Source organism: Aliiroseovarius sp. xm-d-517 (assembly GCF_013283135.1).
GTDB lineage: Bacteria > Pseudomonadota > Alphaproteobacteria > Rhodobacterales > Rhodobacteraceae > Aliiroseovarius > Aliiroseovarius crassostreae.
On sequence record NZ_WBXT01000001.1, the window covers coordinates 2,962,673 to 2,987,911 of the forward strand.

A 25,239-nucleotide genomic window follows, 5' to 3' on the forward strand; every position below is an offset into this window, starting at 1 on the left:
TTTCCTCCTTACACGGGTTTTGCCGCAAAACGGATGCGGTAATTGGTCAACATGTCCATCGCCAGCAGGAAGAACATCAACATCCCCTGAAACATCTGGATCGCGGCCGCCGGCAGGCCCAGCATCAGTTGGGCCAGCTCTCCCCCAATATAGGTCAGCGCCATCAAAAGCCCTGCCAGCAGAATGCCAATCGGGTTCAGCCGGCCCAGAAAGGCCACGATGATTGCGGTGAACCCGTAGCCTGAATTGAAATCAATCGAGATCTGGCCCGCAGGTCCCGACACTTCGAACAGCCCGGCCATCCCCGCAAGTGCCCCGGAAATGCCCAGGCAGAACAGCACCAGCCGGGTGGGGTTCACACCGGCAAAACGGGCGGCTCGGGGGGCTTCTCCGGTCAGGCGCACCTGGAAGCCCAGCATATGGCGGGTCAACAGCACATAGGCAAAGATCACCGCGATAAAGGCAAAGACCACCCCCCAATGCATGCCCGTGTTTGCGATCAGTTCGGCATTATGGGCGGCCGGAAAATCGCGGAAATTGCGCGAGCCGGGAAAGCCCATTCCGTCCGGGTTTTGCAACAGCCCCTGCGACACGGACGCAAGCAGCGCCTCGGCCACATAGACCAGCATCAGCGACACCAGAATCTCATTCGTGCCAAATCGCACTTTCAAAAAGCCGGGGATCATCGCCCAGGCCCAGCCTCCCAGCGCACCCGCAAGGACCATGGCCGGGAAAATCAACGGGTTGGTGGTGGGGTAAAAGGCAAGCCCCACACCGGCGCCGCAGATGGCCCCGATGATGTATTGCCCTTCGGCGCCAATGTTCCAGACACCCGCGCGAAAGCCCAGCGACAGCCCGATCGCAATCAGGATCAGCGGGGCGGCTTTCACCAGCAGCTGGGGGCGTGAATAAGGCCCGAAAGTTTCGTGAAACAACGGATCCCAGAAAATCGTGCGAATGCTCTCCAGCGGGTCCTTGCCCAGCATCCAGAACATCAGCCCCCCGGCAAGCATCGTCGCCACAACGGCCAGAACAGGTGTCAAAGTGGCCCAGGCCCGCGACGGCGAGGGGCGTTTTTCCAAACGGATCATGTGGCGGTCTCCTCTTCACCGTTTTCTTCCCCGCCGCCCATCATCAGGCCGATGGTTTCAACGGTCAGCCCTTTGGTTGGCACCGGCTCAGCCAGTTTGCCTTCGTAAAGGGCGGTGAACCGGTCCGAGATTTCCAACAACTCGTCCAGGTCCTGACTGATCACGATCACAGCCGCGCCCTGCGCTGCAAGATCCAGAAGCGACTGGCGGATGGCCGCCGCTGCGGATGCATCCACGCCCCAGGTGGGCTGGTTCACCACCAGAACCTCGGGCTTTTGCAGCACCTCGCGGCCAATCACGAATTTCTGCAGATTGCCGCCGGACAGGGAGCGCGCGGCATTTTCCGGACCGGGGGTGCGCACGTCAAAGGCCTTGATCACGTCGCGGGCGAAGGTTTCGGTCTTGCCCCAGCGCAGGAACCCCCGCTTGGTCAGGCGTTGACGCACGGCTGCGGTCAGCAGGGCGTTTTCGGTCAGGCTCATGTCAGGCGCGGCGGAATGGCCAAGGCGCTCCTCCGGTGCGGACAGAACCGCCAGGGCGCGGCGCTCATTCGGGCGCAGATTGGCAATGCAGGTGCCCTTGAGGCGCACCTCCCCATGAGACAGCCACGCCTCACCGGACAAGGCCGACAGGAATTCGTCCTGCCCGTTGCCTGCAACGCCGCCAATGCCCACAACCTCGCCTGCCCGCACGGTCAACGAAATGTTTTTGAGGTCGGTGCCAAAGGCAGTGTGGGATTTCAGGCTGACCTGATCCATCTCCAACACCACCTCTCCCGGCTCGGAGGGCTCTCGCTCCGGGACATGCAGACTGGTCCCCACCATCATCTCAGCCAGTTCACGTGCGGATTTCCTGCGCGGATCACAGGTGTCGACCACCTGACCATGGCGCAGGATCGTGGCATGTTCACACAGGGCGCGAATTTCCTCGAGCTTGTGTGAAATATACAGGATCGCGGTGCCTTCTGCGGTCAGTTTGCGCAGGGTTTTGAAAAGAATTTCAACCTCTTGCGGGGTCAGGACCGAGGTGGGCTCGTCCATGATCAACAGTTTCGGATCCTGCAGAAGACAGCGGATGATCTCGACGCGCTGCCGTTCCCCGGCCGAAAGCTCCCCAACAATGCGCTTGGGATCAAGCGGCAGGCCATAAGCCTCGCTCACCTGTCGGATCTGTGAGGTCAATTCACGCGGCTTGGGCGGGTTGTCCATGCCAAGGGCGATGTTTTCCGCCACCGTCAGCGCGTCAAACAGCGAGAAATGCTGAAACACCATCGCCACGCCAGAAGCGCGCGCCGCAGCGGGGGTGTGGGGGGCAAAAACCTGCCCTTTCAGGCGCATCTCGCCGCTGTCCGGTTTCACCAGCCCATAGATCATCTTAACCAGGGTCGACTTTCCAGCGCCGTTTTCGCCCAGAAGGGCATGGACCTCTCCCTGCAGAATGGAAAAGGACACATCGTCATTGGCCTTGACGCCCGGATAGGCTTTGCTCAGCCCCTCAAGCGTCAACAGCGCGTCCTGCGCGCGCATCTCCTCCATCGGTCGGTATCCCCCTGTTCTGAAACCCGTTTTGGTTCGTCTTATCAACCGCGCCTTTCATTAGCGCGGTCGCCACCCCAATCGCAATGGCCTGCGGGTGTTTGCCAAGGCCCGGATCGCCGATCGGGCAGGTTATTTGATTGATTTGTCCGTTTCCATGGCCAAGGTCCCGCAGCCGGGCCCGAAAACGCGCCCATTTGGTGGCTGATCCGATCAGCCCAAGCCCGCCATGGCCGTGCAGGAGAATCGCATGGCAAAGGTCGAGGTCGAGCTGATGCGAATAGGTCAGCACCAGATGCTGCGCGTGTTGCGGAGCATAGCGGACCAGCTCATTTGGGGCAGCGGCTGGCAGTGCCGTGACCCCGTCCGGGATCTGTTCCGGGAACCGTTCCGGTCCCGTGTCCACCCATGTGATCACAAAATCAGACAAGGGAGCGAGCGTGTTTATCAAAGCGCGGCCCACGTGACCCGCTCCGTAAATCCACAGTGGTTGGCGGGCGGTTGTGATTGGTTCGATCATCCACCCCTGCACCAGCTGGGCCGTGGGCACCACACCACGGTCGCGCGCCTGCTGCAGGGCACGATGCACTGCAAGTGGCGGGTCTTCTTCATGAAGGCTGCGTGCGTAAACACTATTATTCTTCAATGAGTTGATCTGCTCAATGTCGAAGCATTCGCTGAGCAGACTTACCGCCCCTCCGCAGCATTGCCCAAGGGCCGGACCAAGCGGGTAGCGGTCAAATGTGCGACCCCCCTTCAACAACTGGCGGGCCTTTCGGGCCGCGCGCCATTCCAGCTCTCCGCCGCCAATGGTGTCTGATTGACCCTCTGCCCAGACCAGCATCGCTGCCCCGACGTCGCGCGGGGCGGATCCTTTCACCTCTGCCACCACCACCCGCACCACGGGGCCGTGATCACAAATGGCGCGTTCAAGGGCGGGAAGGTCGAAACTCATGACTGCACCCGTCCGATTGCGGCCAGCACCTCTTCGGCCGTGGCGGGGGCGTTCAGGTCATGAAACCCCGTGCCGCAGGCCGCAACCGCGTCTGCCAGCGCCAGCCAAGCCGAAATGCCCAGCATGAAGGGTGGCTCTCCCATGGCTTTGGAGCGGCCCACCGTGTCTTCGGGGTTCGGTTCATGCCAGAGGTCCACGGTGAACTGGCGAGGCCGGTCGGAACTGGCGGGGATCTTGTAGGTCGAGGGGGCGTGGGTGCGCAGCCGACCGGTGTCGTCCCAGACCAGTTCTTCGGTGGTCAGCCAGCCCGCACCCTGCACATAAGCCCCTTCGACCTGGCCGATGTCCAATGCGGGGTTCAGGCTGTTTCCGGTGTCGTGAATGATGTCCGCGCGCAGGATCCTGTTTTCGCCGGTGAGGGTGTCAATCACCACTTCGCTCAGCGCCACCCCATGGGAAAAGTAGAGAAAGGGGCGTCCGCGCCCGGCGGTGCGGTCCCAACTGATCCTGGGGGTTTTGTAGAACCCGGTGGCGGACAGGCTGACCCGGGCAAGATACGCCATCTGAGCGGCCTCGGCGAAAGATAGCGGCGCGCGTCCGGCGGCCTGCACCCGCCCCTCGGTGAACACCACATCCCCCGGGGCCACCGACCAGTATGTGGCGAGGTGGGTGCTGATCCTGTCGCGGATGGTCAGGCAGGCCGCGCGCACGGCCATCCCGTTCAGGTCCGACCCGCTTGAGGCCGCCGTGGCCGAGGTGTTGGGGACTTTGGCCGTGTCCGTGGCGGTGATCCTGATTGCGGACAGATCCACCGCAAAGACCGAAGCGGCCACCTGCGCCACTTTCTGAAACAGCCCTTGCCCCATCTCGGTGCCGCCATGATTGAGGTGAACCGAGCCATCCTGATAGACATGGACAAGCGCGCCGGCCTGATTGAGGTGGGTCAGGGTGAAGCTGATCCCGAACTTGACCGGCACAAAGGCCAGCCCCTTTTTCAAAACGGGGTTCCGGGTGTTGAACGCGTCGACGCCCGCGCGCCGTTTCACATATTCCGCGCGTTCAAGGAGCGCTTCGGTCATCGCCGGGATGTGAAAGCCTTCGATCTCCTGCCCGTAATGGGTTGTCTGCCCGTCGGCGTAGAAATTCACTTGCCGGACGGCGATCGGGTCAAGCCCCCTTGCGCGCGCCACATGGTCCAGGATCCGCTCAATCCCCAGCACGCCCTGCGGCCCGCCAAAGCCACGAAAAGCGGTGGCGGATTGGGTGTGCGTTTTCAGACGGTGGCTGGTGATTTCCACGTTTTCAAGGTGATAGGCGTTGTCTGTATGCAGCATGGCGCGGTCGGCCACGGGCAGCGACAGGTCCTGCGCCCAGCCGCAGCGCGCCATCTGCGTGATCTCAAGCCCGAGGATCTTGCCCGCCTCATCCACGCCCACGCGATAAGCAATACGGAAGTCATGCCGCTTGCCGGTGATCATCATGTCATCGTCGCGGTCATAGCGCATCTTGCAGGGGCGACCGGTCTGGCGTGCGGCAATCGCACAGGCCACGGCCAGCGCATTGCCCTGGCTTTCCTTGCCGCCAAACCCGCCGCCCATACGCCGGGTTTCGACCCGCACCGCATGCATGGGCAGGCCAATCGCGTGCGCCACCTTGTGCTGGATTTCGCTGGGATGCTGGGTTGAGCTGTGCACCAGCATGTCACCATCTTCACCAGGAAGGGCAAGGGCGGCCTGACCTTCAAGATAGAAATGCTCCTGCCCGCCCATCTCGAAGCGACCTTCGATGATGTGGGGGGCGTGTTTCAGGGCCAGGCTGGTGTCGCCGCGCGACCAGACCACCGGGCCCTCTTCGAACCGGCTGTCGGCGGCCAGCGCCTGATCAATGGTCAGGATGGCGGGCAGGGGATCAATGTCGATCTGTCCAAGGCGCGCCGCCTTACGGGCGTTCAGATGGCTGTCGGCGACGACCAGAAAGATCGGTTGGCCGAGGTAAAACACCTCATCCACCGCCAGCAGGGGCTCGTCATGGATCGACGGCGAGACGTCATTTTCAAAGGGCAGATCGTCTGCGGTCAGCACCGCGACCACGCCGGGCGCAGCGCGCACGGCGGAAAGGTCAACCTTGGTGATCTTGCCGCGGGCCACGTCGGACAGACCGAAACAGAGGTGCAATGTGCCGCTGGGCGTCGGGATGTCATCCACGTAACGCGCGGCTCCGGTCACATGCAGATGGGCCGCGTCATGCGGGAGCGGTTTTCCGATGCTCATGACGTCACCTCCAGCACATTGGCGGCGGTGCCGTTTTCCTCTTCGAAATAGCGGATCAGCATATTCTGGGCGGTTTTCAGGCGATATTCTGCACTGGCGCGCATGTCCGTCAGAGGTGTGTAATCCTGTGCAAAAGCGGGCATGGCGGCAGTGATGGTGGCACGGGAAAAGGGCTTGCCCATCAAGGCCTGTTCCACTGCTTTCGCCCGTTTTGGCGTGGCTGCCATGCCGCCAAAGGCAATACGGGCGCCGGTGATCTTTCCGCCTTCCACGGTCAGGTTGAACGCGCCCAATACGGCAGAAATATCCTGATCAAACCGTTTTGAAAGCTTGTAAACTCGCAGTCCCCGCGCGTGGCGGGGCAGGGAGATGGCTTCGACAAACTCGCCCGGTGCGCGGTCCTGTTGGCCATAGGCGATAAAGAAATCTTCCAGCGGGAGGGTGCGCCGGGTGCCCCCCTTGTTCAGGGTCAATTCCGCGCCGATTGCAATCAGCGGTGGAGGGCAGTCGCCAATGGGGGATCCGTTGGCGATGTTTCCGCCCAGCGTGGCCACATTGCGCACCTGTTTCGAAGCAAACCGGCGCAACATCTCGGCGAAATGCGGGTGGTGGTCCGCCAGCAATTGTCGGGTGCGTTCGATGGTTACACCCGAGCCGATGCGGATCTCGTCCTCACCAACATGGATATTGTGCAACTCCTTTACGCCGCCCAGAAAAATCACCGGGTCCAGATCCTGAAGCCCCTTGGTGGCCCAAAGGCCCACATCGCTGGCCCCGGCAATCAGGGTGGCGTCTGGACGGGCGGTGCAGGCCGCTTGCAACTCAGCCAGGTTGCCCGGGCGCTGGGTGTCATGGGTGGGATCCGGCAGGCAGATATTCGGCACGCCAAACCCCTCGGGGACGGGGTCCTGCCACGCTTTTTCCGCCGCGCGAATGATCGGAGCATAGCCGGTGCAGCGGCACAAGTTGCCCGCCAGCACGTCGTCGTGATTTCGATCCCCGGTCAGGTGAGAAGTGGCCAGGGACATCACGATCCCCGGTGTGCAGAACCCGCATTGCGACCCGTGTTCCTCGATCATCGCCTGTTGCACCGGGTGAAGCTGCTGTTCACGGGCGACCCCTTCGACAGTGGTAAGCGATTTGCCGTCCAGTTGCCCCATGAAAAGGATGCAGGCATTCACGGCGCGCGCGCCTTCCTCGTCGGCCAGCATCACCGTGCAGGCGCCGCAATCCCCTTCGTTGCACCCTTCCTTGGTGCCGGTCAGCCCACGCGTTTCACGCAGCCAGTCCAGCGCGGTTTGCGCCGGGTTCACGCCCGGCACATGCACACTCTCTCCGTTCAGAAGAAAGGTGATATCCATGGAATAATCCCGCCGCCTTACCCTGTTGTGGTCCCGTTTTGCGCGCCCTCGATGCGGCGTAGATTGCGCGCGGGAAAATATTGTTAACAAGGTAAGCGCAGAAAAATTGATCTGGCAAGAGATTCTTGCAGCTTATTGTATGCAATAGTATACAGCGCGCGTATGCCAAGGAATTTCATGATGTTGACCGCTCTGCACCACGTCCAACTTGCGATGCCGAAAGGGCAGGAAGAACAGGCCCGTCACTTCTATACCGACCTTCTTGGGCTGCCAGAGCGGCCCAAACCCGCACGTCTTTCCGGGCGGGGCGGCGTGTGGTTTGAAACTGGCGCGCTGCGATTGCACCTTGGAGTCGAGGAAGATTTTCAGCCTGCCCGCAAAGCGCATCCCGCCTTGCTATGCAGCGATCTTGATGCACTTGCCGCGCGGCTGGAACAGGCGCAGGTCCCCGTGAGGCGGGACCATGATCTGCCAGGGTTTCGCCGTTTCTACACCGCTGACCCGTTTGGCAACCGGATTGAAATTCTGGAAGCAATCTGACTTTCGCTAACCGGGCGGGGCGGCTAGGGTTGCGGGATGAGTGATATGCCCCGATTCATCCACCTCCGCACCCATACGCAATACTCGCTTCTCGAAGGCGCCGTTCCGGTCAAGAAACTGCCCGGACTTTGCGCCGATATGGGCATGCCTGCCGTTGCCGTGACCGACACGAACAATATGTTCGCTGCGCTGGAGTTTTCCGAAACCGCGGCAGGCGCGGGCATCCAGCCGATCATCGGCTGTCAGGTAGATGTCTGTTTTGACCCGCCCGCACCGGGGGAAAAACCCCGTGGCCCGGCGCCTGTTGTGCTATTGGCGCAGAATGAAGGCGGGTATGAGAACCTGATGAAGCTCAATTCATGCCTCTATGTGGACAAGCATGAGGACCTGCCGCAGGTGCAGCTGGATGAGCTGGAGGCGCATTGCGAAGGGCTGATCTGTCTGACCGGAGGGGCCGAGGGCCCGGTGGGGCAGCTTTTGCAGATGGGCAATCTTGACAAGGCCGAGGCGCTGATGAGCCGCCTGTATCGCGCTTTCGGGGATCGCCTTTATGTCGAGTTGCAACGCCATCCCGGAGAAGGTGGGCTGCCCACCGCGGGGGAGCGGGCCACCGAACGGGGGTTTGTTGAAATGGCCTACGCGATGGGCATCCCGCTGGTGGCCACCAATGATGTCTTCTTTCCCAAGACCGATCTTTACGAAGCGCATGATGCGCTGATCTGCATCAAGGAAGGGGCCTATGTGGATCAGGCCGAGGGCCGCCGCCGTCTGACGCCGCAGCACTATTTCAAAAGCCCGCAGGAAATGGTCACGCTTTTTGCGGATCTGCCCGAAGCCGTTGAGAACACGGTGGAAATCGCCCGCCGCTGCGCGTTCAAGGCCTATAAGCGTGCGCCGATCCTGCCGCGCTTTGCCGATGACGAGGTGGCCGAACTGCGCCGCATCGCCAATGAGGGGCTGCAAAAACGGCTGGCAGTGATCCCGCACGCGGTCAGTGTTGAGGAATACCAGAAACGGCTGGATTTTGAGCTGGGCATCATCGAGGGCATGGGCTTTCCCGGCTACTTCCTGATCGTGGCGGACTTTATCCAATGGGGCAAGGATCACGGCATTCCGGTGGGTCCGGGGCGGGGGTCCGGTGCAGGTAGCCTCGTGGCCTATGCGCTGACCATCACCGACCTTGATCCGTTGCGCTATTCGCTGCTGTTTGAACGGTTCCTGAACCCCGAACGGGTGTCGATGCCCGACTTCGATATCGACTTTTGCATGGATCGCCGGGAAGAGGTGATCAAATACGTGCAGGAGAAATATGGCCGCGACAAGGTGGGCCAGATCATCACCTTCGGTGCGCTTCTATCCAAGGCCGCCGTGCGCGACGTGGGGCGCGTGTTGCAGATGCCTTACGGGCAGGTGGACCGCCTGTCGAAACTGATCCCTGTTGAGGGCGTAAAGCCTGTGTCGATCAAGGAAGCGATTGAACAGGAACCGCGTCTGCGCGAGGAAGCGCGGTCAGAAGAGGTGGTGCAGCGCCTGTTGGATTATGGCCAGCAGGTTGAGGGGCTTCTGAGAAACGCATCGACCCACGCCGCCGGTGTGGTGATCGGTGACCGGCCGCTGGACGCGCTGGTGCCGCTTTACCAAGACCCCCGCTCCGACATGCCAGCGACCCAGTTCAATATGAAATGGGTCGAACAGGCCGGGCTGGTGAAGTTCGACTTTCTGGGCCTCAAGACCCTGACCGTCATTCAAAACGCCGTTGACCTGATCAAAGGACAGGGGCGCGACATTCATATCGGCCCGGATGGCGCGCAGCTTTATGATCCGCCGGAAGGTGCGGTGAATGAGATCAACGCCATCCCGCTGGATGACAAAGCAACCTACAAGCTCTACGCCTCGGCCAAAACGGTAGCCGTGTTCCAGGTGGAAAGCTCGGGCATGATGGATGCGCTCCGGCGCATGAAACCCACCTGTATTGAGGATATCGTGGCGCTGGTGGCGCTTTACCGCCCCGGCCCGATGGAGAACATCCCGACCTATTGTGAGGTCAAGAACGGCCTCAAGGAAATTGAATCTGTCCACCCGCTGATTGACCATATTCTTGAGGAAACTCAGGGCATTATCGTTTATCAGGAACAGGTGATGCAGATTGCCCAGGTGATGGCGGGCTATTCGCTTGGCGGCGCTGACCTGCTGCGCCGCGCCATGGGTAAGAAGATCAAGGAGGCGATGGACGCCGAGCGGCCTAAGTTCGAAAAGGGGGCTGCCGAAAACGGGGTCCCTGCCAAGAAGGCGTCCGAGGTTTTTGACCTTCTCGAAAAATTTGCCAATTACGGTTTCAACAAATCCCACGCGGCGGCCTATGCGGTGGTGAGTTACCAGACCGGATGGCTCAAGGCGAACCACCCGGTTGAATTCATGGCCGGCGTCATGAACTGCGATATCCACCTGACTGACAAGCTGTCGATCTATGCCGAAGAGGTGCGCCGTGGGCTGGATATCGAGATCATTCCGCCCTGCGTGAACCGCTCTGTTGCGACCTTCAGTGTGAAAGATGGCGCGGTTGTCTATGCGCTGGGCGCGCTCAAGAATGTCGGGGTCGAGGCGATGCAGCTGGTGGTCGAAGGGCGCAAGGTCGACGGGGTCGATAAGCCTTTTGCCACGCTTTATGATTTCGCCCGCCGGGTGGATCTGAAAAAAATCGGCAAACGCCCGATGGAGATGCTGGCGCGGGCGGGCGCTTTTGACCAGATCGACCCGAACCGCCGCCGGGTGTTTGACGTTCTGGACGCGCTTGTGGCCTATTCCGGTGCGGTGCATGAACAGCGGGCCTCCAATCAGGTGTCGCTGTTTGGCGAAGCAGGCGAGGACCTGCCGGAGCCGAAAATGCCGCCGGTGAATGACTGGTTGCCCAATGAGCGGCTGGCGGAAGAACATAAGGCCATTGGCTTTTACCTGTCAGGGCACCCGCTGGATGACTACCTGCCTGCCTTGAAGCGCAAGGGGGTGATGACACTTCAGGAATTGCGCGAGAAGGCCGAACGCAACGGCGCGGTGGTGGGCAAGGTGGCGGTGATCGTCGGCGGATTGCAGCAGCGCAAATCCGGGCGGGGCAATCCGTTTTTCCGCATGAATATCTCTGACCCGACGGAACAGGTGTCGGGTATGGCGCTGTTTGCCGATGATTTCGAAGCCTGCCGTAAGGTGTTTGATGAGACCTTGCAGGTGGTGATGACGTTGGAAGGGCGGTTCAATGATGGGCAGTTCGACCCGATTGCACGCTCGGTTGCGCCGATTGAGGCGGTGGTGGCGGATGCGGGCGGTATGGCGCTGAAAGTGTATCTGGATGAGCCGGGAGCGGTGGCGATGGTTGCCAACCTGCTGAACGAAGCGGCGGAGACCGCCAGGAATGTGCGCCCCGGCGAGGTGAGCCTGTGCCTGCTGGACCCGACCCTGCCCGGAGAGGTCGAGATGACCATTGGCCGGTCCTATCCGCTGAACCCGCAGATCAAGGGGGCGCTGAAGTCACTGGATGGTGTGGTGGATGTGGAAGAGGTGTAGCTGCCGTGCCTGATTGCCCTTTCGGGCGCTCAGACTTGGCGGTGGCCTCGCTTCGCTCGGCGGCCTCCGGCGGGGATATTTGTTGCAAGAGGAAGAGGGGAGGCCGCTTAATGCCGCTTAATAATGCGGCGGGCGTTCGTCGCCAAGGATCACCCCGCCCGTGCCGCCCGCTTCGCGCTGGGCTTCTCGCTCCATCAGCATCTGCACCCGATGGGTCATTTGGGCCAGTTCGATATCCTGACGGGCAATGACATCCGACAGCTCTTCGACCTGTTTGGTCAGATGGGCGACGGTTTCTTCCAGATGGGTGAGGCGATCTTGTGACATGGGGTCGGAATATCGGGTTTTGCGCCTGCTTCCTAGCCCGAAAACAGCGTGGCGCGGGAAACGCCGCCCTCACATGTGAAGATTGCGTAAAACATGGGGCTTTCCGCGCCGCTTGCCTTGCCCCAACGCCCCCCATCGGCTAGACCGCCCGCGTAAGCAAACAATGGGACCAAAGCGATGGCCAAGCAAAAGAAACAGCCCCGCCCCAAGGCAGAGACGCCCAAGGGGTTTCGTGATTACTTCGGCACCGAGGTGACACGGCGCAAACATATGCTGGATCAGATTGCGGCTGTCTATCATCGCTATGGGTTTGATGCGCTGGAAAGCAGTGCGGTTGAGACCGTTGAGGCGCTGGGCAAATTCCTGCCGGATGTGGACCGCCCCAATGAGGGTGTATTTGCGTGGCAGGAGTTTGACGAGAAGGGCAACGGTGACTGGATGGCCCTGCGCTATGACCTGACCGCGCCACTTGCCCGCGTCTATGCGCAGCATCGCAATGAGTTGCCCACCCCCTATCGCCGTTATGCAATGGGACCGGTCTGGCGCAATGAAAAGCCGGGGCCAGGGCGGTTTCGCCAGTTTTATCAATGTGATGCGGATACGGTGGGCACCTCGTCCATGGCGGCCGATGCCGAGATCTGCGCGATGCTGGCGGACACTTTGGAAACCGTCGGCATTCCGCGCGGCGATTATCTGGTGCGGGTGAATAACCGCAAGGTCATGAATGGCGTGCTTGAGGTGATGGGGGTCGAAGATGGCCCCGTGCGCGAAGCTGTTCTGCGTACCATCGACAAGTTCGACAAGGTGGGCGAGGCAGGCGTGCGTGAGCTGCTCGGCAAAGGTCGTCTGGACGCCTCGGGGGCCTATATTGATGGGGTCGGGCTGGAGCCGGAAAATGCGGAACCTGTGATTGCCTTCCTGACCTCGAAAGGCGCAGACGCTGCGGAAACGCTCGCAAACCTGCGCGCGGCCGTGGGCGACAGTGCCATAGGGGCCGAGGGCATTGCCGAACTGGAACAGATTGCAGAGCTGCTGGTTGCGCAGGGCTATGGCCCCGACCGGATCGAGATTGACCCCTCGGTCGTGCGCGGCCTTGGCTATTACACCGGCCCGGTGTTCGAGGCGGAACTGACTTTCGAAATCCTCGATGAGAAAGGCCGCAAGCGCCAGTTTGGGTCTGTGGCCGGGGGCGGGCGTTACGACGACCTCGTTGCGCGTTTCACCGGGCAAAAGGTGCCCGCCGTGGGCGTGTCAATTGGCGTCGACCGTCTGCTTGCCGCGCTGGAGGCCAAAGGCCGCCTGAAAAATGACGGGCAGGGGCCGGTGGTTGTGACCGTGATGGATAAAACCCGTCTCGCGGATTATCAGGCGATGGTGGGCGAGCTGCGTCAGGCGGGCATCCGCGCCGAGGTCTATCTGGGCAATCCGAAGAACTTCGGCAACCAGTTGAAATATGCCGACAAGCGCAACTCACCAGTCGCGATCATCGCTGGCAGTGATGAATTTGAGGCGGGCAAGATCCAGATCAAGGATCTGGTTCTGGGGGCCAAAATCGCCGAAAGCGCCACGCTTGAGGAATGGAAGGAACGCCCGAGCCAGTTCGAATGCGCGCGCGCCGATATGGTTGCCAAAGTGCGCGAAATCCTTGAGGCCGACAATGGATAAAGCCCTGATCAGAGCCGAGGCCGCCCGCCTGCTGGAGGTGTTCGAAGGCAAGGGCGCACAGGTGATCGAAGCAGACATCCTGCAGCCCGCCGAAATCCTGCTTGACCTTTACGGCGAAGACATCCGCGCGCGCGCCTATGTGACCCATGATCCGGTCCGCGGTGAGGTGATGATGCGCCCGGATTTCACCGTGCCTGTGGTGCAGATGCATATGGCGGAGGGGGCGGAACCGGCCCGCTACGCCTATATGGGAGAAGTGTTTCGCGCTCAGGATGACATCACCAACCGTACCTCCGAACAGTTCCAGGTCGGCTATGAGGTGTTTGACCGCGAAGCCCCCGCTGAGGCGGATGCCGAAGTGTTTGCGATCATGCAGGACGTGCTGGCGCCCCTGAACCTGCGTGCGGCCACTGGGGATCTGGGGTTGTTGCTGGCTGCGGTGCGGGGGTTGAAGACCACCGACCGGCGCAAGGCCGCCCTTGAACGTCACATCTGGCGTCCCCGCCGTTTCCGCGCGCTTCTGGATCGTTTCGCGGGCCGTGCCCCAATGCCCGAAGGCCGTGCGGCCCTTCTGGCCAGAGAGCACCCGATGGATGTGGACGCCCCTCAGATCGGGTTGCGCACCCAGTCCGAGATCGCAGCGCGTGTCGATACGTTGCGCGAAGATGCCCAGGCGGCGCCGATCTCCGCAAGCGAGGTTGAGCTGCTGGATGATCTGCTGGCCCTTCGTGAAACCACATCCAACGTATTGGAGCATCTGCGGGACATCGCCGTCGACATGCCCGCCATCGCCCCCGCCGTTGACCGGATGGAGCTGCGCTGTGAGGCGTTGGTAAAGCGCGGGGTGGATGTTGACCGCCTCGATTTCGAAGGCAGCTATGGCCGCACCTCGATGGAATATTACGACGGGTTCGTCTTTGGCTTCTATGCCGAAGCCCGCCCCGACCTGCAGCCGGTGGCCACCGGGGGGCGCTATGATGCGCTGACCCGCGTGCTGGGGCATCAGAACGGGGAACGTCGCGACATTCCCGCCGTGGGTGGTGTGATCCGCCCGGAACTGTCCCTTTTGCTGGGAGCCGCATCATGAGTGTGAAACTGGGAGTGCCCTCAAAAGGGCGCTTGATGGAAAAGACCTTTGACTGGTTCGGCAGCCGGGGCATCGAGCTTGCCCGCACCGGGTCAGACCGCGAATATGCGGCTGCGGTGCGTGGCATTGACGGCATTGAACTGGTGCTGCTGTCCGCCGGTGAAATCCCCCGCGAACTGGCCGCCGGACGTATTCATCTGGGCGTGACCGGGACCGATCTGGTGCGTGAAAAACTGCCCAGCTGGGCCGATAAGGTGACCGAGCTCGCTCCGATGGGGTTTGGCCATGCGGACCTGATCATCGCGGTGCCCAAATGCTGGGTGGATGTGAACACGCTGGATGATCTGGATGCGGTGGCGGCGCAGTTTCGCGCCAATCATGGCTTCCGCCTGCGGATCGCCACGAAATATCACCGCCTGATCCGCGATCACCTGCGCGACCACGGCGTGGCGGATTATCAACTGGTCGACAGCCAGGGGGCAACCGAAGGCACGGTGAAAAACGAAACCTCCGAAGCGGTGGCCGACATCACCTCAACCGGCGAGACGCTCCGCGCCAACCACCTGAAAATCCTCGGCGATGGTCCGGTGCACAAAAGCCAGGCCACGTTGTTCAAGTCGCGAAAAGCCCTCTGGGACGAAGCGGATCGGGCCACGCTCAAAACCCTGACCAGCAAGCTGGGCATCAACGGCTAAACCGGCGACACACGCAAAACGCCCTTCCGAAATGGACAAATCTTGTAAAGGCGGCCAGTTACCGGGCCGCCTTTTTTCCGAGCATCGCGTTGCCAAAGCTGTCTTGCCCCAGGCCGCGCCACGCGGGCACACGGATCACCACCAGATGCGACGCCACCCCCATATATGAGAAGGACGCGGAAATCCCGCGCCCTCTTCCTCTTGCCAAAAATATCCCGGGGGTCCGGGGGCCGCGCCCCCGGCCGGACCATTTACCGTTTGCGCGAGCGCAGGAACCCGGTGATGTCATAGGCTTTCTCAAGGATCGGCTGGGCAATCGCCTCGGCCTTATCCGCGCCTTCGCCAAGAATGCGGTCGATCTCCCCCTTGTCATTCATCAGCCGCGCCATTTCCGCCGAAATCGGCGCGAGCTTTTCCACCGCCAGATCCGCCAGTGCCGGTTTAAACTTGCCCCAGCCTGCGCCCGCATATTCCGTGATCACCGCCTCGGGGGTCACATTCGACAGGCTTGCGTAGATCTCAACCAGATTGCGTGCCTCGGGGCGGTCCTTCAATCCGTCCAGCGTATCCGGCAGCGGTTCCGGGTCGGTCTTGGCCTTCTTGAACTTCTTCGCAATCGTGTCCGCATCATCGGTCATGTTGATGCGCTCCATGTCACTTTCGCCGGATTTCGACATTTTCTTCGATCCGTCCCGCAGGTTCATCACCCGCGTGGCTGGGCCATCAATGATCGGCTCGGGCGAGGGGAAGAACTCCCCGGCCTTGAAGTCATGGTTGAATTTCTGCGCAATATCGCGCGTCAGCTCCACATGCTGCTTCTGGTCCTCTCCCACGGGCACATGGGTGGCGTGATAAAGCAGAATATCCGCCGCCATCAGCGACGGGTATGCATAAAGGCCAAGTGAGACCTTCTCGGCATTCTTGCCCGCCTTGTCTTTGAACTGGGTCATCCGGTTCATCCAGCCCACCCGCGCCACGCAGTTGAAAAGCCAGGCCAGCTCTGCATGGGCCGAAACCTGCGATTGGTTGAACAGGATCGACTGGGTCGGATCAATGCCCGCCGCCAGATAGCCCGCGGCCACCTCGCGGGTGGCATCGGTCAATTCTGCCGGATCCTGCCAGACGGTGATCGCATGCAAATCCACCACGCAATAGATGGTTTCATATGCCTGCCCCTGCATGTCGACGAACCGTTTGATCGCGCCAAGGTAATTGCCCAGCGTCAGACCGCCCGATGGTTTGATGCCCGAGAAAACGCGCGGCGTATGTGTGGTCATGAGGGTGCTCCGTTTGAAGGATCTGGATTTTCCGTGCCCCCTCGCTTACCCATGCTCCAGGGCCACGTCAAGAAGCCCCCCTTTGTGTAGCACCGATCAAGGCAGAAGAGCATGAATGCGACCCCGAAGAGAACCGACGAGACGCGCGATCCCCCCCATGATACCCCTCCTGGCCCCGCAGTAAATCCGCTGCCCCCCGTGGTGATTGCCCTGACCGTCTTCATGATCGGGATCGAAATCCTGTTTGCCGCAGGCAGTTCTGGTCTCATCGGCGGTCCCGCGGCCCTTGGCTGGCGTATTTCTGCAATCGAAGATTGGGGCTTTCGCGCGCCCCTGTTCAGCTGGATGATCGAACGTGGCGATTTCCCACTGCGCGATCTTGCCCGCTTCGTGACCTACCCGTTCCTGCATCTCAGTTTTCAGCACCTCCTGTTTGTGCTGGTCTTTCTGCTGGCGCTTGGGAAAATGGTGGGTGAGGTCTTCTCGGCCCCCGCTTTCCTTGCCGTCTTCTTTGGATCCTCGGTTGCGGGCGCGCTTGCCTATTGGGCGGTGTGGGATAGCGCCATTGTGCTTTATGGTGGCTACCCCGCAGTCTACGGCCTGATCGGGGCCTATACCTTCCTGATCTGGACCAGGCTCGCCCTCACGGGCGGCAACCAGATACAGGCGTTCAGCCTGATTGGCTTTCTCTTGGGGATCCAGCTCGTCTTTGGCCTTCTGTTTGGCGGTGGCATCGACTGGGTGGCTGAGCTTGGCGGCTTCTTTGCCGGCTTCGGCCTGTCGTTTCTTGTCAGCCCCGGTGGCTGGCGGCGCGTGTTGATGCGCCTGAGACAGCGCTGACCCGCCCGCCCCCTTTTTTCTTGTTAAAAATATCCTGGGGTGAGGGCGAAGCCCGAGGGGCAACGCCCCTTACCCGCGCCCCTTACCCGCATTGGGATCCTTGACCCTGCTTGATCCTGTCAGCCGCCGCGCCGGAAGGCCGCTTTCAGCTCGTGTGGGTAAAACGCGCCCAGCATACGGCCGAAAAGGAAGTAGCTGACCATCCCAATCGCAATCAGCACAAGCAAGGCAAGATACCGCCAGCCGGGGGCGGCAAGGGTCGGGCCCAGCACAAGGCAGGACATCCAGAGCACGCCGCCCATGGCAATCGCGGCAAAGCCAATACGCCAGATCCGGCGGCGAAAACGGGCGTCAAACCGGGCGACCTCGCCCAAACGCCGTCCGCCCAGCATCAGAAGCACCGCCATGAACCAGCCGGCAATCGTGGTGGCAAGCGCCGGGGCAACCCAGCCAAGCACCGGGGCCAGCCCGATGGCCAGCACCGCGTTTACCCCCATCGACCATAGCGCATAGCGAAAGGGGGTTCGGGTGTCCTCGCGGGCATAAAACAGCGGTTGCAGGAATTTCTGCAATACAAAGGCGGGAAGGCCCAGCCCGTAGATTGCCACAGCCATCGCAATGGCCGCCGTGTCATCCGCACCGGTCTGTCCGCGCTCAAACAGGACGGAAACAAGCGGCAGGGGCATGACAATAAGCGCCACGGCCGCCGGGATGGTCAAGGCGAGAGAGATCTCACCTGCCCGCGAAAAGGCGGCCCGCGCCCCGTCCTGATCATCGGCTTTCAGGCGCCGGGCAAGATCCGGCAACAGCACGATCCCCACCGCAATCCCCACCACGCCAAGGGGCAGCTGGTAAAGCCGGTCCGCGGCGTAAAGCCAGCCCACGGCCTTTTCGAAATTCGACGCCACCTGCTGCCCGACCAGAAGATTGATCTGCATCACCCCCCCGGAGAGCGCCGCAGGGATGGCCACCACAACCAGTTTTTTCATTTCCGGTGTCCAGCGCGGGCGACCGGGCCTGATCGAAATCCCGGCGCGGGCTGTTGCCACCCAGACGATGGCCAGCTGCACGATGCCAGCCACCGGCACCATCCAGACCACCCACCAGATCACCTCTCCGCCCAGAAGCGACCCGGCAAGCATCGCCCCGATCACCAGGATGTTCAGAAAGACCGGCGCGGCGGCTGCGGCGGCAAAACGACCGGTGGCATTGAGCACACCGGAGCACAGCGCCGCGAGCGAGATGAACAGGATATAGGGGAACATCACCCGACCATAGCCAACCGTCAGGTCGAAACTCTCGGTTCCGGCAAACCCACCGGCAACCGCCCAGACCAGCGCCGGCATGAACAACAGGGCAAGCCCGGTGAGCAGTATCAGCACAAACAAAAGCCCGCTCATCGCCTGAGAGGCAAACCCGCCCGGATCATCACCCGCTTCATAGCGTTTGGAAAACATCGGCACGAAGGCTGCGTTAAATGCGCCTTCGGCAAAGAAACGGCGAAACATGTTGGGCAGGCGAAACGCGGCGACAAAAGCGTCAAGCACCGGGCCGGGGCCGATATAAGCCAGCAGGAATACCTCGCGCACAAGGCCCAGAACGCGGCTCATCAGGGTCCAGAACCCGACGGTCAGCACCCCGGAGATCAATCGGATCGGTTTCATTCCAGTTTCATGCCTGTCTTCTTGCCCGCCTTGATGCCCAGTTTTAGGCCCGGTTTCATGCCCGATTTCATGATTGTGCCCGCTCAGCCGCGCGTTCGATCGCCTCGCGCAGCCGTTTCTCGAGGGTTTGCTGCTTGCTTTCCGCGTGGAATTTCAGTCCGAACATGTCTTTGACGTAAAAACTGTCAACCACCTGTTCCCCATAGGTCGCGATCACGGCCGAGGCGATATAGACGTTGGAATTGGCGAGGGTCCGGGTGAGGTCGTAAAGTAGTCCGGGCCGGTCGCGCGTATCCACCTCGATGATCGTGTAGATCTCGGACCCTTCATTGTCGAAGGTGATTGTCGTGGGCACCTTGAAGGCGCGTTCCCGTTTCTTGATCTTGTCGCGCCCGGCCATGGCTTCGGTTGCCACAACCTCGCCTTTCAGCACCTTGTCGACCATTTTGATCAGCCGCGCCTTTTTCGAGACGTCAAACGGGCTGCCATCGGCCTCCTGCACCCAGAAACAGGCGGTGGCATAGCCATCATTTGAGGTATAGGTGCGCGCATCCACGATATTGGCGCCCACCAGCGTCAGGGCACCGGCAAGGCGTGAAAAGATCCCCGGATGATCGGCCAGAACGTAATAGACCCGGGTCACATCCCGGTCGTGATCCGGCTCCAGCTCAACCCGCACCTCGTCATCGCCAATGCCCCGCAGCATCTGGGCAAACACCGTATGAGCGGTGACATGCAGCCCCTGCCAATAGGCGTCATAATGGCGTTTGGTCTCGCGTTTGAGGTCCTTTGGATCCCAATCCGACAGCGCTTCGCGCAGGGCCCGTTTGGCTTCGGCGCCACGGTTCTCGCGGCTCAGCTCTTCCATCCCGCCTTCCAGCACCCGGTGGGTCTGGTTGTAAAGGGTGCGGATCAACGTGGCTTTCCAGTTGTTCCAGGTGTCCGGGCCAACGCCGCGAATGTCGCAGACGGTCAGGACGGTCAGCAGGTTCAGGCGCCGGACCGACCGCACCGCCTTGGCAAAGTCGCGCACCGTGCGCGGATCGGCAATGTCGCGTTTCTGCGCCATATCGGACATGAGAAGGTGATAGCGCACCAGCCATTCCACCGTTTCGCATTCCTTGGCGGTCAGCCCCAGACGCGGGGCCACCTTGCGGGCAATCTGTGCGCCCAGCACCGAATGGTCTTGCGGGCGCCCCTTGCCGATATCATGCAGCAGCATCGCCACCATCAGCGTCTTGCGGTTGACGCCTTTGTTGATGATTTCCGAACTGATCGGAAGCTCGTTTTCCAGCTCGTGGCGTTCGATCCGGGCAAAGTTGGAGATCACCTGAATGGTGTGTTCGTCCACCGTATAGGAATGATACATGTTGAACTGCATCATCGCCACGATCGGTTCAAACTCGGGGATGAACGCCGCCAGCACGCCAAGCTCGTTCATGCGTCGCAACGCGCGTTCGGGGTTTCCGTGTTTCAACAGCAGGTCGAGGAAAATCCGGGTCGCTTCCTTGTCGGCGCGCATCTCGTCGTCGATCAGGTGCAGGTTGGCTGACACCAGCCGCATCGCGTCCGGATGGATCAGCATACCGGTGCGCAGACCCTCTTCGAACAGGCGCAACAGGTTCAGCTTGTCGGACAGGAAGCTGACGGGTTTGGCTACATCCAGCCGGCCCTGATTGACAACAAACCCGGATTTGACCTTTTTGCGCCGTTTCAGAAACCGCATCAGGGCGGGCTCCTGCTTCAGGTGCTGCGCCTCAAGCGCGGTCAGGAAGATGCGGGTCAGCTCCCCCACCTGCGTGGCATGGCGGAAATAGGTCTGCATGAAATGCTCAACCCCGCGCCGGCCATCCTTGTCCCGAAACCCAAGCCGGTCGGCAATCTCGACCTGCAGATCAAAGGTGATCTGCTCGGTGGGGCGTCCGGTCAGAAGGTGCAGCTGGCAGCGGGTGGCCCGGAGGAACTCATCCGCGCTGCGAAACGTGTCATATTCCTCTTCCGTGAAAACACCCAGCCCGACAAGATCGGACGTGTCCACAACCCGGTGCTGATATTTCGCAACCCAGTAAAGCGTCTGCAGATCGCGCAGCCCGCCCTTGCCCTCTTTCACATTGGGTTCCACAACGTAACGCTGTCCGCCCTGTTTCTTGTGACGGGCGTCGCGCTCGGCAAGCTTGCCTTCGATGAATTCCGGCAAAGTGCCCTTGAAAAGCTCCGACCAGAGGCGGTCGGTCAATTCACCCGCCAGCGCCGCGTCGCCACAGATGGCGCGCTGTTCCAGCAGAGCGGTGCGGATGGTGATATCTTCGCGCCCCAGCCGCAGGCAGTCGTCGATGGTGCGCGCGGAATGGCCCACTTTCAGGCGCAGGTCCCACAGCATGTAAAGCATGCTTTCGATCACGCTTTCGGCCCAGGCGGTGATTTTGTAGGGCGTCAGGAACAACAGATCCACGTCGGATTGCGGCGCCATCTCGCCACGCCCATAGCCGCCCACCGCGCAGACTGCCATACGTTCCGATGCGGTGGGGGTTTGCAGCCGGTGCAGCACTTCGGTGGCCACGCGGAACACGGTGCACACGATCCCGTCGGTCAGGTGGGCGTAAGAGGCGGTGGCGGCATAGGCGGCAAAGGGGGTTTTTTCCAACGCCGCCGCAATGGATTTCCTGCCGTCCTTCATCGCGCCCCGCAGCGCGGCAACGGTCAGCTTGCGCCGCTCGGCATCGTCTTTTGCCTCCTCCAGCGCAGGAACAAGATCCCCCCACAACGCCGCCGCGTCGAAAATTGCGGCGGGCGGGCAGATCAACTGATCTGTCTGGGCATATGGCAGGGCAGCGGGCTCAGAAACCAGCACCGGCAAAACTTCTCGGCGCAGGGTCGATGACCACAACTTGGTTGTTCTGGATCTGGGCCACTGCCAGACCCCGCTCATTGGTGCCATCGCCACGCAGGCGGAAGATGCCGTTGACCCCTGCAAACCCCTGTGCCTGTGTCAGTGCGGTTGAGGTGAGCGCGTTGGCTTTGCCTGATTTGGCCAGGGCACCAATGGCGGCAATCCCGTCATAGGCCAGCCCGGCAATCGGGTGCGGAGGGGCGCCGTATTTGGCCTGATAGCGGGTGCGGAACTGATTGTTCAGGGCCGGGTCGGGAATGGCAAACCAGCCGCCCTGCAGGCCGGGCAGGCTCAGGGCATTGGCCGGGATGTCCCAACGCTGCAGCCCGATCAGCTGCACGCTGCCCGCCGCCACACCGTTTTCAGGCAGCAGTCCGGCAAGGAAGGGCAGGGCGCCAGAGGTGCCCGAGGTCAGGAACAGGGATTGCGCCCCCGAGGATTTCACCTCGCGGCTGATGCCCGGGATCGCGTTCACGATCCCATTCTGCGACAGCTCAAATCCACGAACACCAGCCAGTGTCGCCCCTTTTGCCGCGATGGCGTTCTGAATGGCGCGGCTGCCATCGGTCTCGGCGCCATCATCGCCATGCACCACCATGATCCGGCCCTTGCCCTGCGTCTTGGCATAGCTCACCAGTCGGTTGGCGGTGTTGTTGAACGTATTGCCCAGCACAAAGACATTGCCGCCAGCGATGGACGGGTTGTTCGAGAAGCTCAGAACGTTCACGTTCCGTCGGGCCACCGCAAGCCCCGCCGCGTTGGCATTTTTCGCAAATACCGGCCCCAGCAGGATCTTGGCCCCGTCATTCACCGCCTGCACCGCCATGCGGGCGGCCTGATCCGGGTTGCCGGCCGTGTTGTAGACGCGCAGATCAATCGTCACACCCGAAAGCTCCGACATCGCAAGGCGGGCCGCATTCTCCAGCGAACTGGCCAACACCGTGTCCGTGGATGACCCCGATCCCCCAGGCACCAGCAAAGCCACCGGCACAGGTTTCGACGGATTGATCCGTTGGCCCCCTCCGTTTGACGTATCAATGGTACAAGCGGTCAGAAAAATGGCTGAAGCAATTGAAATCGCGACCCCGGCTGACTTGCGGGCGCGCTGGAAAACAGCGAACATGAAACATCCTCTCCCGGATACAAGCTGGACGGTCCCGCCGCCCATTGCAGACGCCGACATAATAATCACCTTGCTCGATAGGTCCAGTGTGAAACCCGAAATCTCTCCCCTTGATGCAGGCCTCTACCTGGTGGCAACCCCCATCGGAAATGCCCGCGATATTACCCTGCGCGCCCTTGATATCCTGGCCTCTGCCGATGTGATCGCGGCAGAAGATACCCGCACTGCGCGTAAGCTCATGGATATTCATGGAATTCCGGTCAGGGGCCGCCCGATGATCCCCTATCACGATCACTCCGGGCAAAATGGCCGGGACGGGATTCGCAAGCTGATCGCAGAGGGGCGCTCGGTCGCTTATGTCAGTGAGGCCGGTACGCCACTTGTTGCCGATCCGGGATATGCGCTGGCGCGTGATGTGGCCCAGAACGAAGGGCTGGTGACGGCCGCGCCCGGGGCCTCTGCCGTTTTGACGGCGCTTAGCCTTTCCTCGCTTCCCTCCGACAGGTTTCTTTTTGCGGGCTTTCCGCCAGCGGCCAAAGGGGCGCGTAAAACCTGGTTGTCCGACCTGCTGACCACCGAGGCCACAATTGTCCTTTACGAAAGCCCCAAACGGATCAACCGGCTGTTAATGGATTTGTGTTCTCTTCAAGCGGGTCATCGCCCCGCCGCCATTTGCCGGGAGCTGACAAAACGATTTGAAGAGGTCTTGCGTGGCAACGTGCAGGAACTGTCCGAAATACTTGAGGATCGCACCTTGAAGGGTGAGATCGTTCTGGTCATCGGGCATGTCGCCGCGGCACCGGGGGAAGAGACGCTGGAACAGGCTTTGAGAAGAGCAATGAAAGATATGTCGAAAAAAGATGCGGTCGCTTTTGTTACGGAAGCTTTGGGTCTTCCGCGGCGAAAGGTATATCAGGTGGCGCTGGAACTGGAGCGTGAGGAATGAGCGGAAAAACCTCCTACCTGGCGGGGATTGCGGCGGAAAACGCCGTGAGTGTGGATTATGCGCAAAAGGGGCATGATATCGCTGCGCGCCGCTGGCGTGGAAAGGGCGGAGAGATTGATCTGGTTGCAAAGGATGGGGACGGTTTCATTTTCATCGAAGTGAAGAAGGCCCGGGATTTTGCCCGTGCCGCCGAAAGGCTGACAAAACGGCAGCTGTTTCGGATTTACAATGCTGCAAGTGAATTTGTGGCTCAGCAGCCAAAAGGGATGCTGACACCAATTCGAATTGACGTGGCCCTGGTCAATCAATTCGGCGAACGCAAGATTATCGAAAACGTCTCGGCCTATTAACTCAGGCACAGTGGGTCTGCGGAGGGATTGCGGGAATTTGCAGGGCGCCCCATTGATCTCCTGCAGCGGCTGCTCCATTTAGGACAAAACGCATAAGGAGCCGCCCATGTCATTGAAAGTTGCCCTTCAGATGGACCCGATCGATCGGGTAGATATTGACGCCGACAGCACGTTTCGCATTGCAGAAGAGGCGCAGAAGCGTGGGCATGAGTTGTTTTTCTACACGCCTGAGCATCTGAGCTTCCGGGAAGGGCGGGTGATGGCGCGTGGCCATAGGATCACATTGCGCCGGGAATATGGCAATCACGTCACCATGGCGCCGGTCGAGGATGTCGATCTAGCCGATTGGGATGTGGTCTGGCTGCGCCAGGATCCTCCTTTCGACATGGGCTACATCACCTCCACCCATATCCTTGATATGATCCATCCGCAGACTTTGGTGGTCAATGATCCCTTCTGGGTGCGCAACTATCCGGAAAAACTGTTGGTTTTGCAGTTTCCTGACCTGACACCACCCACGATGATTGCACGTGATTTTGAGACGTTGAAATCATTCAAAGACAGGCATGGCGACATCATTCTGAAACCCCTTTACGGAAACGGTGGCGCCGGGGTTTTCCGCCTCGACCACAATGATCGCAACCTCGCGTCGTTGCATGAGCTGTTCACCGGCATCAATCGCGAACCGTTGATTGCGCAGAAATTCCTGCCGGATGTATCCAATGGTGACAAGCGTATTATCCTGGTGGATGGTGAGCCGGTTGGGGCCATCAACCGTGTGCCCGCCGAGGGGGAAACCCGCTCGAATATGCATGTCGGCGGCCGCCCCGAAAAGATCGGCCTGACCGAGCGCGACCGCGAAATCTGCGCCGCGATCGGCCCGTTGTTGCGGGAAAAGGGCCAGATCTTTGTGGGCATCGACGTGATCGGCGACTATCTGACCGAGATCAATGTGACCTCCCCGACCGGCATTCAGGAACTGGAACGGTTCGACGGCACCAATACGGCGGAAAAGATCTGGCAAGCGATTGAGACCAGGATTGAGGCCGGGATCGGCTGATCGTC

General features: G+C 60.9%; 19 protein-coding genes. 9 read left to right on the forward strand and 10 right to left on the reverse strand.

The annotated features are described in order from the left end of the window. Positions 1 to 8 precede the first annotated feature (8 nt). The 5 genes from XMD517_RS14125 to xdhA are packed head-to-tail and all read right to left on the reverse strand — an operon-like array spanning position 9 to position 7,212. Positions 9 to 1,091 carry an ABC transporter permease gene (locus XMD517_RS14125; RefSeq protein WP_173485220.1) on the reverse strand — a complete coding sequence of 361 codons (1,083 nt, stop codon included), beginning with the start codon at positions 1,089 to 1,091 and terminating at the stop codon, positions 9 to 11. After that, positions 1,088 to 2,626 (reverse strand): ABC transporter ATP-binding protein, encoded by a 1,539-nt coding sequence (locus XMD517_RS14130; protein ID WP_254450036.1) that lies wholly within the window; start codon positions 2,624 to 2,626, stop codon positions 1,088 to 1,090. The genes XMD517_RS14125 and XMD517_RS14130 overlap by 4 nt, the downstream gene beginning before the upstream one ends. Beyond that, positions 2,586 to 3,581, reverse strand: coding sequence for a xanthine dehydrogenase accessory protein XdhC (xdhC, locus tag XMD517_RS14135; RefSeq protein ID WP_173485221.1), 996 nt, complete (start codon positions 3,579 to 3,581; stop codon positions 2,586 to 2,588). Before xdhC ends, XMD517_RS14130 begins: the two co-directional genes overlap by 41 nt. After that, a complete protein-coding gene (gene xdhB, locus XMD517_RS14140; protein ID WP_173487948.1) occupies positions 3,578 to 5,851 on the reverse strand; it encodes a xanthine dehydrogenase molybdopterin binding subunit in 2,274 nt (757 codons plus the stop codon). The genes xdhC and xdhB overlap by 4 nt, the downstream gene beginning before the upstream one ends. Then, entirely contained in the window at positions 5,848 to 7,212 is a 1,365-nt protein-coding gene (gene xdhA, locus XMD517_RS14145; protein WP_173487949.1) for a xanthine dehydrogenase small subunit, read from the reverse strand. The genes xdhB and xdhA overlap by 4 nt, the downstream gene beginning before the upstream one ends. 177 nt (positions 7,213 to 7,389) lie before the next feature. On the opposite strand from xdhA, the gene XMD517_RS14150 reads away from it, so the two are divergent. Then, the gene (locus tag XMD517_RS14150; RefSeq protein WP_217360414.1) at positions 7,390 to 7,752 is read left to right on the forward strand and encodes a VOC family protein; all 363 of its coding nucleotides are present in this window, start codon (positions 7,390 to 7,392) and stop codon (positions 7,750 to 7,752) included. A gap of 36 nt (positions 7,753 to 7,788) precedes the next feature. Then, positions 7,789 to 11,310 carry a DNA polymerase III subunit alpha gene (dnaE, locus tag XMD517_RS14155; protein ID WP_173487950.1) on the forward strand — a complete coding sequence of 1,174 codons (3,522 nt, stop codon included), beginning with the start codon at positions 7,789 to 7,791 and terminating at the stop codon, positions 11,308 to 11,310. A 117-nt stretch (positions 11,311 to 11,427) separates the two neighbouring features. On the opposite strand, the gene XMD517_RS14160 is transcribed toward dnaE, so the two are convergent. Beyond that, on the reverse strand, positions 11,428 to 11,637 hold the full coding sequence (locus XMD517_RS14160) for a SlyX family protein (RefSeq protein ID WP_055188226.1): 210 nt from the start codon (positions 11,635 to 11,637) through the stop codon (positions 11,428 to 11,430). 177 nt (positions 11,638 to 11,814) lie between these two features. Between XMD517_RS14160 and hisS the strand changes: the two genes are divergently transcribed. The 3 genes from hisS to hisG are packed head-to-tail and all read left to right on the forward strand — an operon-like array spanning position 11,815 to position 15,084. Beyond that, positions 11,815 to 13,302 (forward strand): histidine--tRNA ligase, encoded by a 1,488-nt coding sequence (gene hisS, locus XMD517_RS14165; protein WP_173485225.1) that lies wholly within the window; start codon positions 11,815 to 11,817, stop codon positions 13,300 to 13,302. Beyond that, positions 13,295 to 14,389 carry an ATP phosphoribosyltransferase regulatory subunit gene (locus XMD517_RS14170; RefSeq protein WP_173485226.1) on the forward strand — a complete coding sequence of 365 codons (1,095 nt, stop codon included), beginning with the start codon at positions 13,295 to 13,297 and terminating at the stop codon, positions 14,387 to 14,389. Before hisS ends, XMD517_RS14170 begins: the two co-directional genes overlap by 8 nt. Beyond that, on the forward strand, positions 14,386 to 15,084 hold the full coding sequence (hisG, locus tag XMD517_RS14175; RefSeq protein ID WP_173485227.1) for an ATP phosphoribosyltransferase: 699 nt from the start codon (positions 14,386 to 14,388) through the stop codon (positions 15,082 to 15,084). Before XMD517_RS14170 ends, hisG begins: the two co-directional genes overlap by 4 nt. 251 nt (positions 15,085 to 15,335) lie before the next feature. On the opposite strand, the gene trpS is transcribed toward hisG, so the two are convergent. Further along, a complete protein-coding gene (gene trpS, locus XMD517_RS14180; protein ID WP_173485228.1) occupies positions 15,336 to 16,361 on the reverse strand; it encodes a tryptophan--tRNA ligase in 1,026 nt (341 codons plus the stop codon). 111 nt (positions 16,362 to 16,472) lie between these two features. On the opposite strand from trpS, the gene XMD517_RS14185 reads away from it, so the two are divergent. After that, positions 16,473 to 17,201: a rhomboid family intramembrane serine protease gene (locus XMD517_RS14185; protein WP_173485229.1), complete on the forward strand. Its 729-nt coding sequence runs from the start codon at positions 16,473 to 16,475 to the stop codon at positions 17,199 to 17,201. A gap of 119 nt (positions 17,202 to 17,320) precedes the next feature. Here the strand turns inward: XMD517_RS14185 and murJ are convergent, their stop codons facing one another. The 3 genes from murJ to XMD517_RS14200 all read right to left on the reverse strand — a co-directional run bounded on the left by murJ (position 17,321) and on the right by XMD517_RS14200 (position 22,878). Then, entirely contained in the window at positions 17,321 to 18,865 is a 1,545-nt protein-coding gene (gene murJ, locus XMD517_RS14190) for a murein biosynthesis integral membrane protein MurJ (protein WP_173485230.1), read from the reverse strand. Between the two features lie 67 nt (positions 18,866 to 18,932). Continuing rightward, positions 18,933 to 21,794: a [protein-PII] uridylyltransferase gene (locus XMD517_RS14195; RefSeq protein WP_173487963.1), complete on the reverse strand. Its 2,862-nt coding sequence runs from the start codon at positions 21,792 to 21,794 to the stop codon at positions 18,933 to 18,935. Then, positions 21,703 to 22,878: a penicillin-binding protein activator gene (locus tag XMD517_RS14200; protein WP_173487951.1), complete on the reverse strand. Its 1,176-nt coding sequence runs from the start codon at positions 22,876 to 22,878 to the stop codon at positions 21,703 to 21,705. Before XMD517_RS14200 ends, XMD517_RS14195 begins: the two co-directional genes overlap by 92 nt. On the opposite strand from XMD517_RS14200, the gene rsmI reads away from it, so the two are divergent. The 3 genes from rsmI to gshB all read left to right on the forward strand — a co-directional run bounded on the left by rsmI (position 22,877) and on the right by gshB (position 25,234). Beyond that, positions 22,877 to 23,824: a 16S rRNA (cytidine(1402)-2'-O)-methyltransferase gene (gene rsmI, locus XMD517_RS14205; protein WP_173485232.1), complete on the forward strand. Its 948-nt coding sequence runs from the start codon at positions 22,877 to 22,879 to the stop codon at positions 23,822 to 23,824. The two genes, XMD517_RS14200 and rsmI, sit on opposite strands and share 2 nt — an antisense overlap. Next, a complete protein-coding gene (locus XMD517_RS14210) occupies positions 23,821 to 24,174 on the forward strand; it encodes a YraN family protein (RefSeq protein ID WP_055188240.1) in 354 nt (117 codons plus the stop codon). The genes rsmI and XMD517_RS14210 overlap by 4 nt, the downstream gene beginning before the upstream one ends. 112 nt (positions 24,175 to 24,286) lie before the next feature. Continuing rightward, positions 24,287 to 25,234 carry a glutathione synthase gene (gshB, locus tag XMD517_RS14215; RefSeq protein ID WP_254449645.1) on the forward strand — a complete coding sequence of 316 codons (948 nt, stop codon included), beginning with the start codon at positions 24,287 to 24,289 and terminating at the stop codon, positions 25,232 to 25,234. Positions 25,235 to 25,239: the final 5 nt, after the last annotated feature.

Bases quoted from the DNA above. Each gene is read 5' to 3' on its own strand.
- XMD517_RS14125 (WP_173485220.1), bottom strand. From the start codon at position 1,091: ATGATCCGTTTGGAAAAACGCCCCTCGCCGTCGCGGGCCTGGGCCACT.
- XMD517_RS14130 (WP_254450036.1), bottom strand. From the start codon at position 2,626: ATGGAGGAGATGCGCGCGCAGGACGCGCTGTTGACGCTTGAGGGGCTG.
- xdhC (WP_173485221.1), bottom strand. From the start codon at position 3,581: ATGAGTTTCGACCTTCCCGCCCTTGAACGCGCCATTTGTGATCACGGC.
- xdhB (WP_173487948.1), bottom strand. From the start codon at position 5,851: ATGAGCATCGGAAAACCGCTCCCGCATGACGCGGCCCATCTGCATGTG.
- xdhA (WP_173487949.1), bottom strand. From the start codon at position 7,212: ATGGATATCACCTTTCTTCTGAACGGAGAGAGTGTGCATGTGCCGGGC.
- XMD517_RS14150 (WP_217360414.1), top strand. From the start codon at position 7,390: ATGATGTTGACCGCTCTGCACCACGTCCAACTTGCGATGCCGAAAGGG.
- dnaE (WP_173487950.1), top strand. From the start codon at position 7,789: ATGAGTGATATGCCCCGATTCATCCACCTCCGCACCCATACGCAATAC.
- XMD517_RS14160 (WP_055188226.1), bottom strand. From the start codon at position 11,637: ATGTCACAAGATCGCCTCACCCATCTGGAAGAAACCGTCGCCCATCTG.
- hisS (WP_173485225.1), top strand. From the start codon at position 11,815: ATGGCCAAGCAAAAGAAACAGCCCCGCCCCAAGGCAGAGACGCCCAAG.
- XMD517_RS14170 (WP_173485226.1), top strand. From the start codon at position 13,295: ATGGATAAAGCCCTGATCAGAGCCGAGGCCGCCCGCCTGCTGGAGGTG.
- hisG (WP_173485227.1), top strand. From the start codon at position 14,386: ATGAGTGTGAAACTGGGAGTGCCCTCAAAAGGGCGCTTGATGGAAAAG.
- trpS (WP_173485228.1), bottom strand. From the start codon at position 16,361: ATGACCACACATACGCCGCGCGTTTTCTCGGGCATCAAACCATCGGGC.
- XMD517_RS14185 (WP_173485229.1), top strand. From the start codon at position 16,473: ATGAATGCGACCCCGAAGAGAACCGACGAGACGCGCGATCCCCCCCAT.
- murJ (WP_173485230.1), bottom strand. From the start codon at position 18,865: ATGAAACCGATCCGATTGATCTCCGGGGTGCTGACCGTCGGGTTCTGG.
- XMD517_RS14195 (WP_173487963.1), bottom strand. From the start codon at position 21,794: ATGAGCGGGGTCTGGCAGTGGCCCAGATCCAGAACAACCAAGTTGTGG.
- rsmI (WP_173485232.1), top strand. From the start codon at position 22,877: ATGAAACATCCTCTCCCGGATACAAGCTGGACGGTCCCGCCGCCCATT.
- XMD517_RS14200 (WP_173487951.1), bottom strand. From the start codon at position 22,878: ATGTTCGCTGTTTTCCAGCGCGCCCGCAAGTCAGCCGGGGTCGCGATT.
- XMD517_RS14210 (WP_055188240.1), top strand. From the start codon at position 23,821: ATGAGCGGAAAAACCTCCTACCTGGCGGGGATTGCGGCGGAAAACGCC.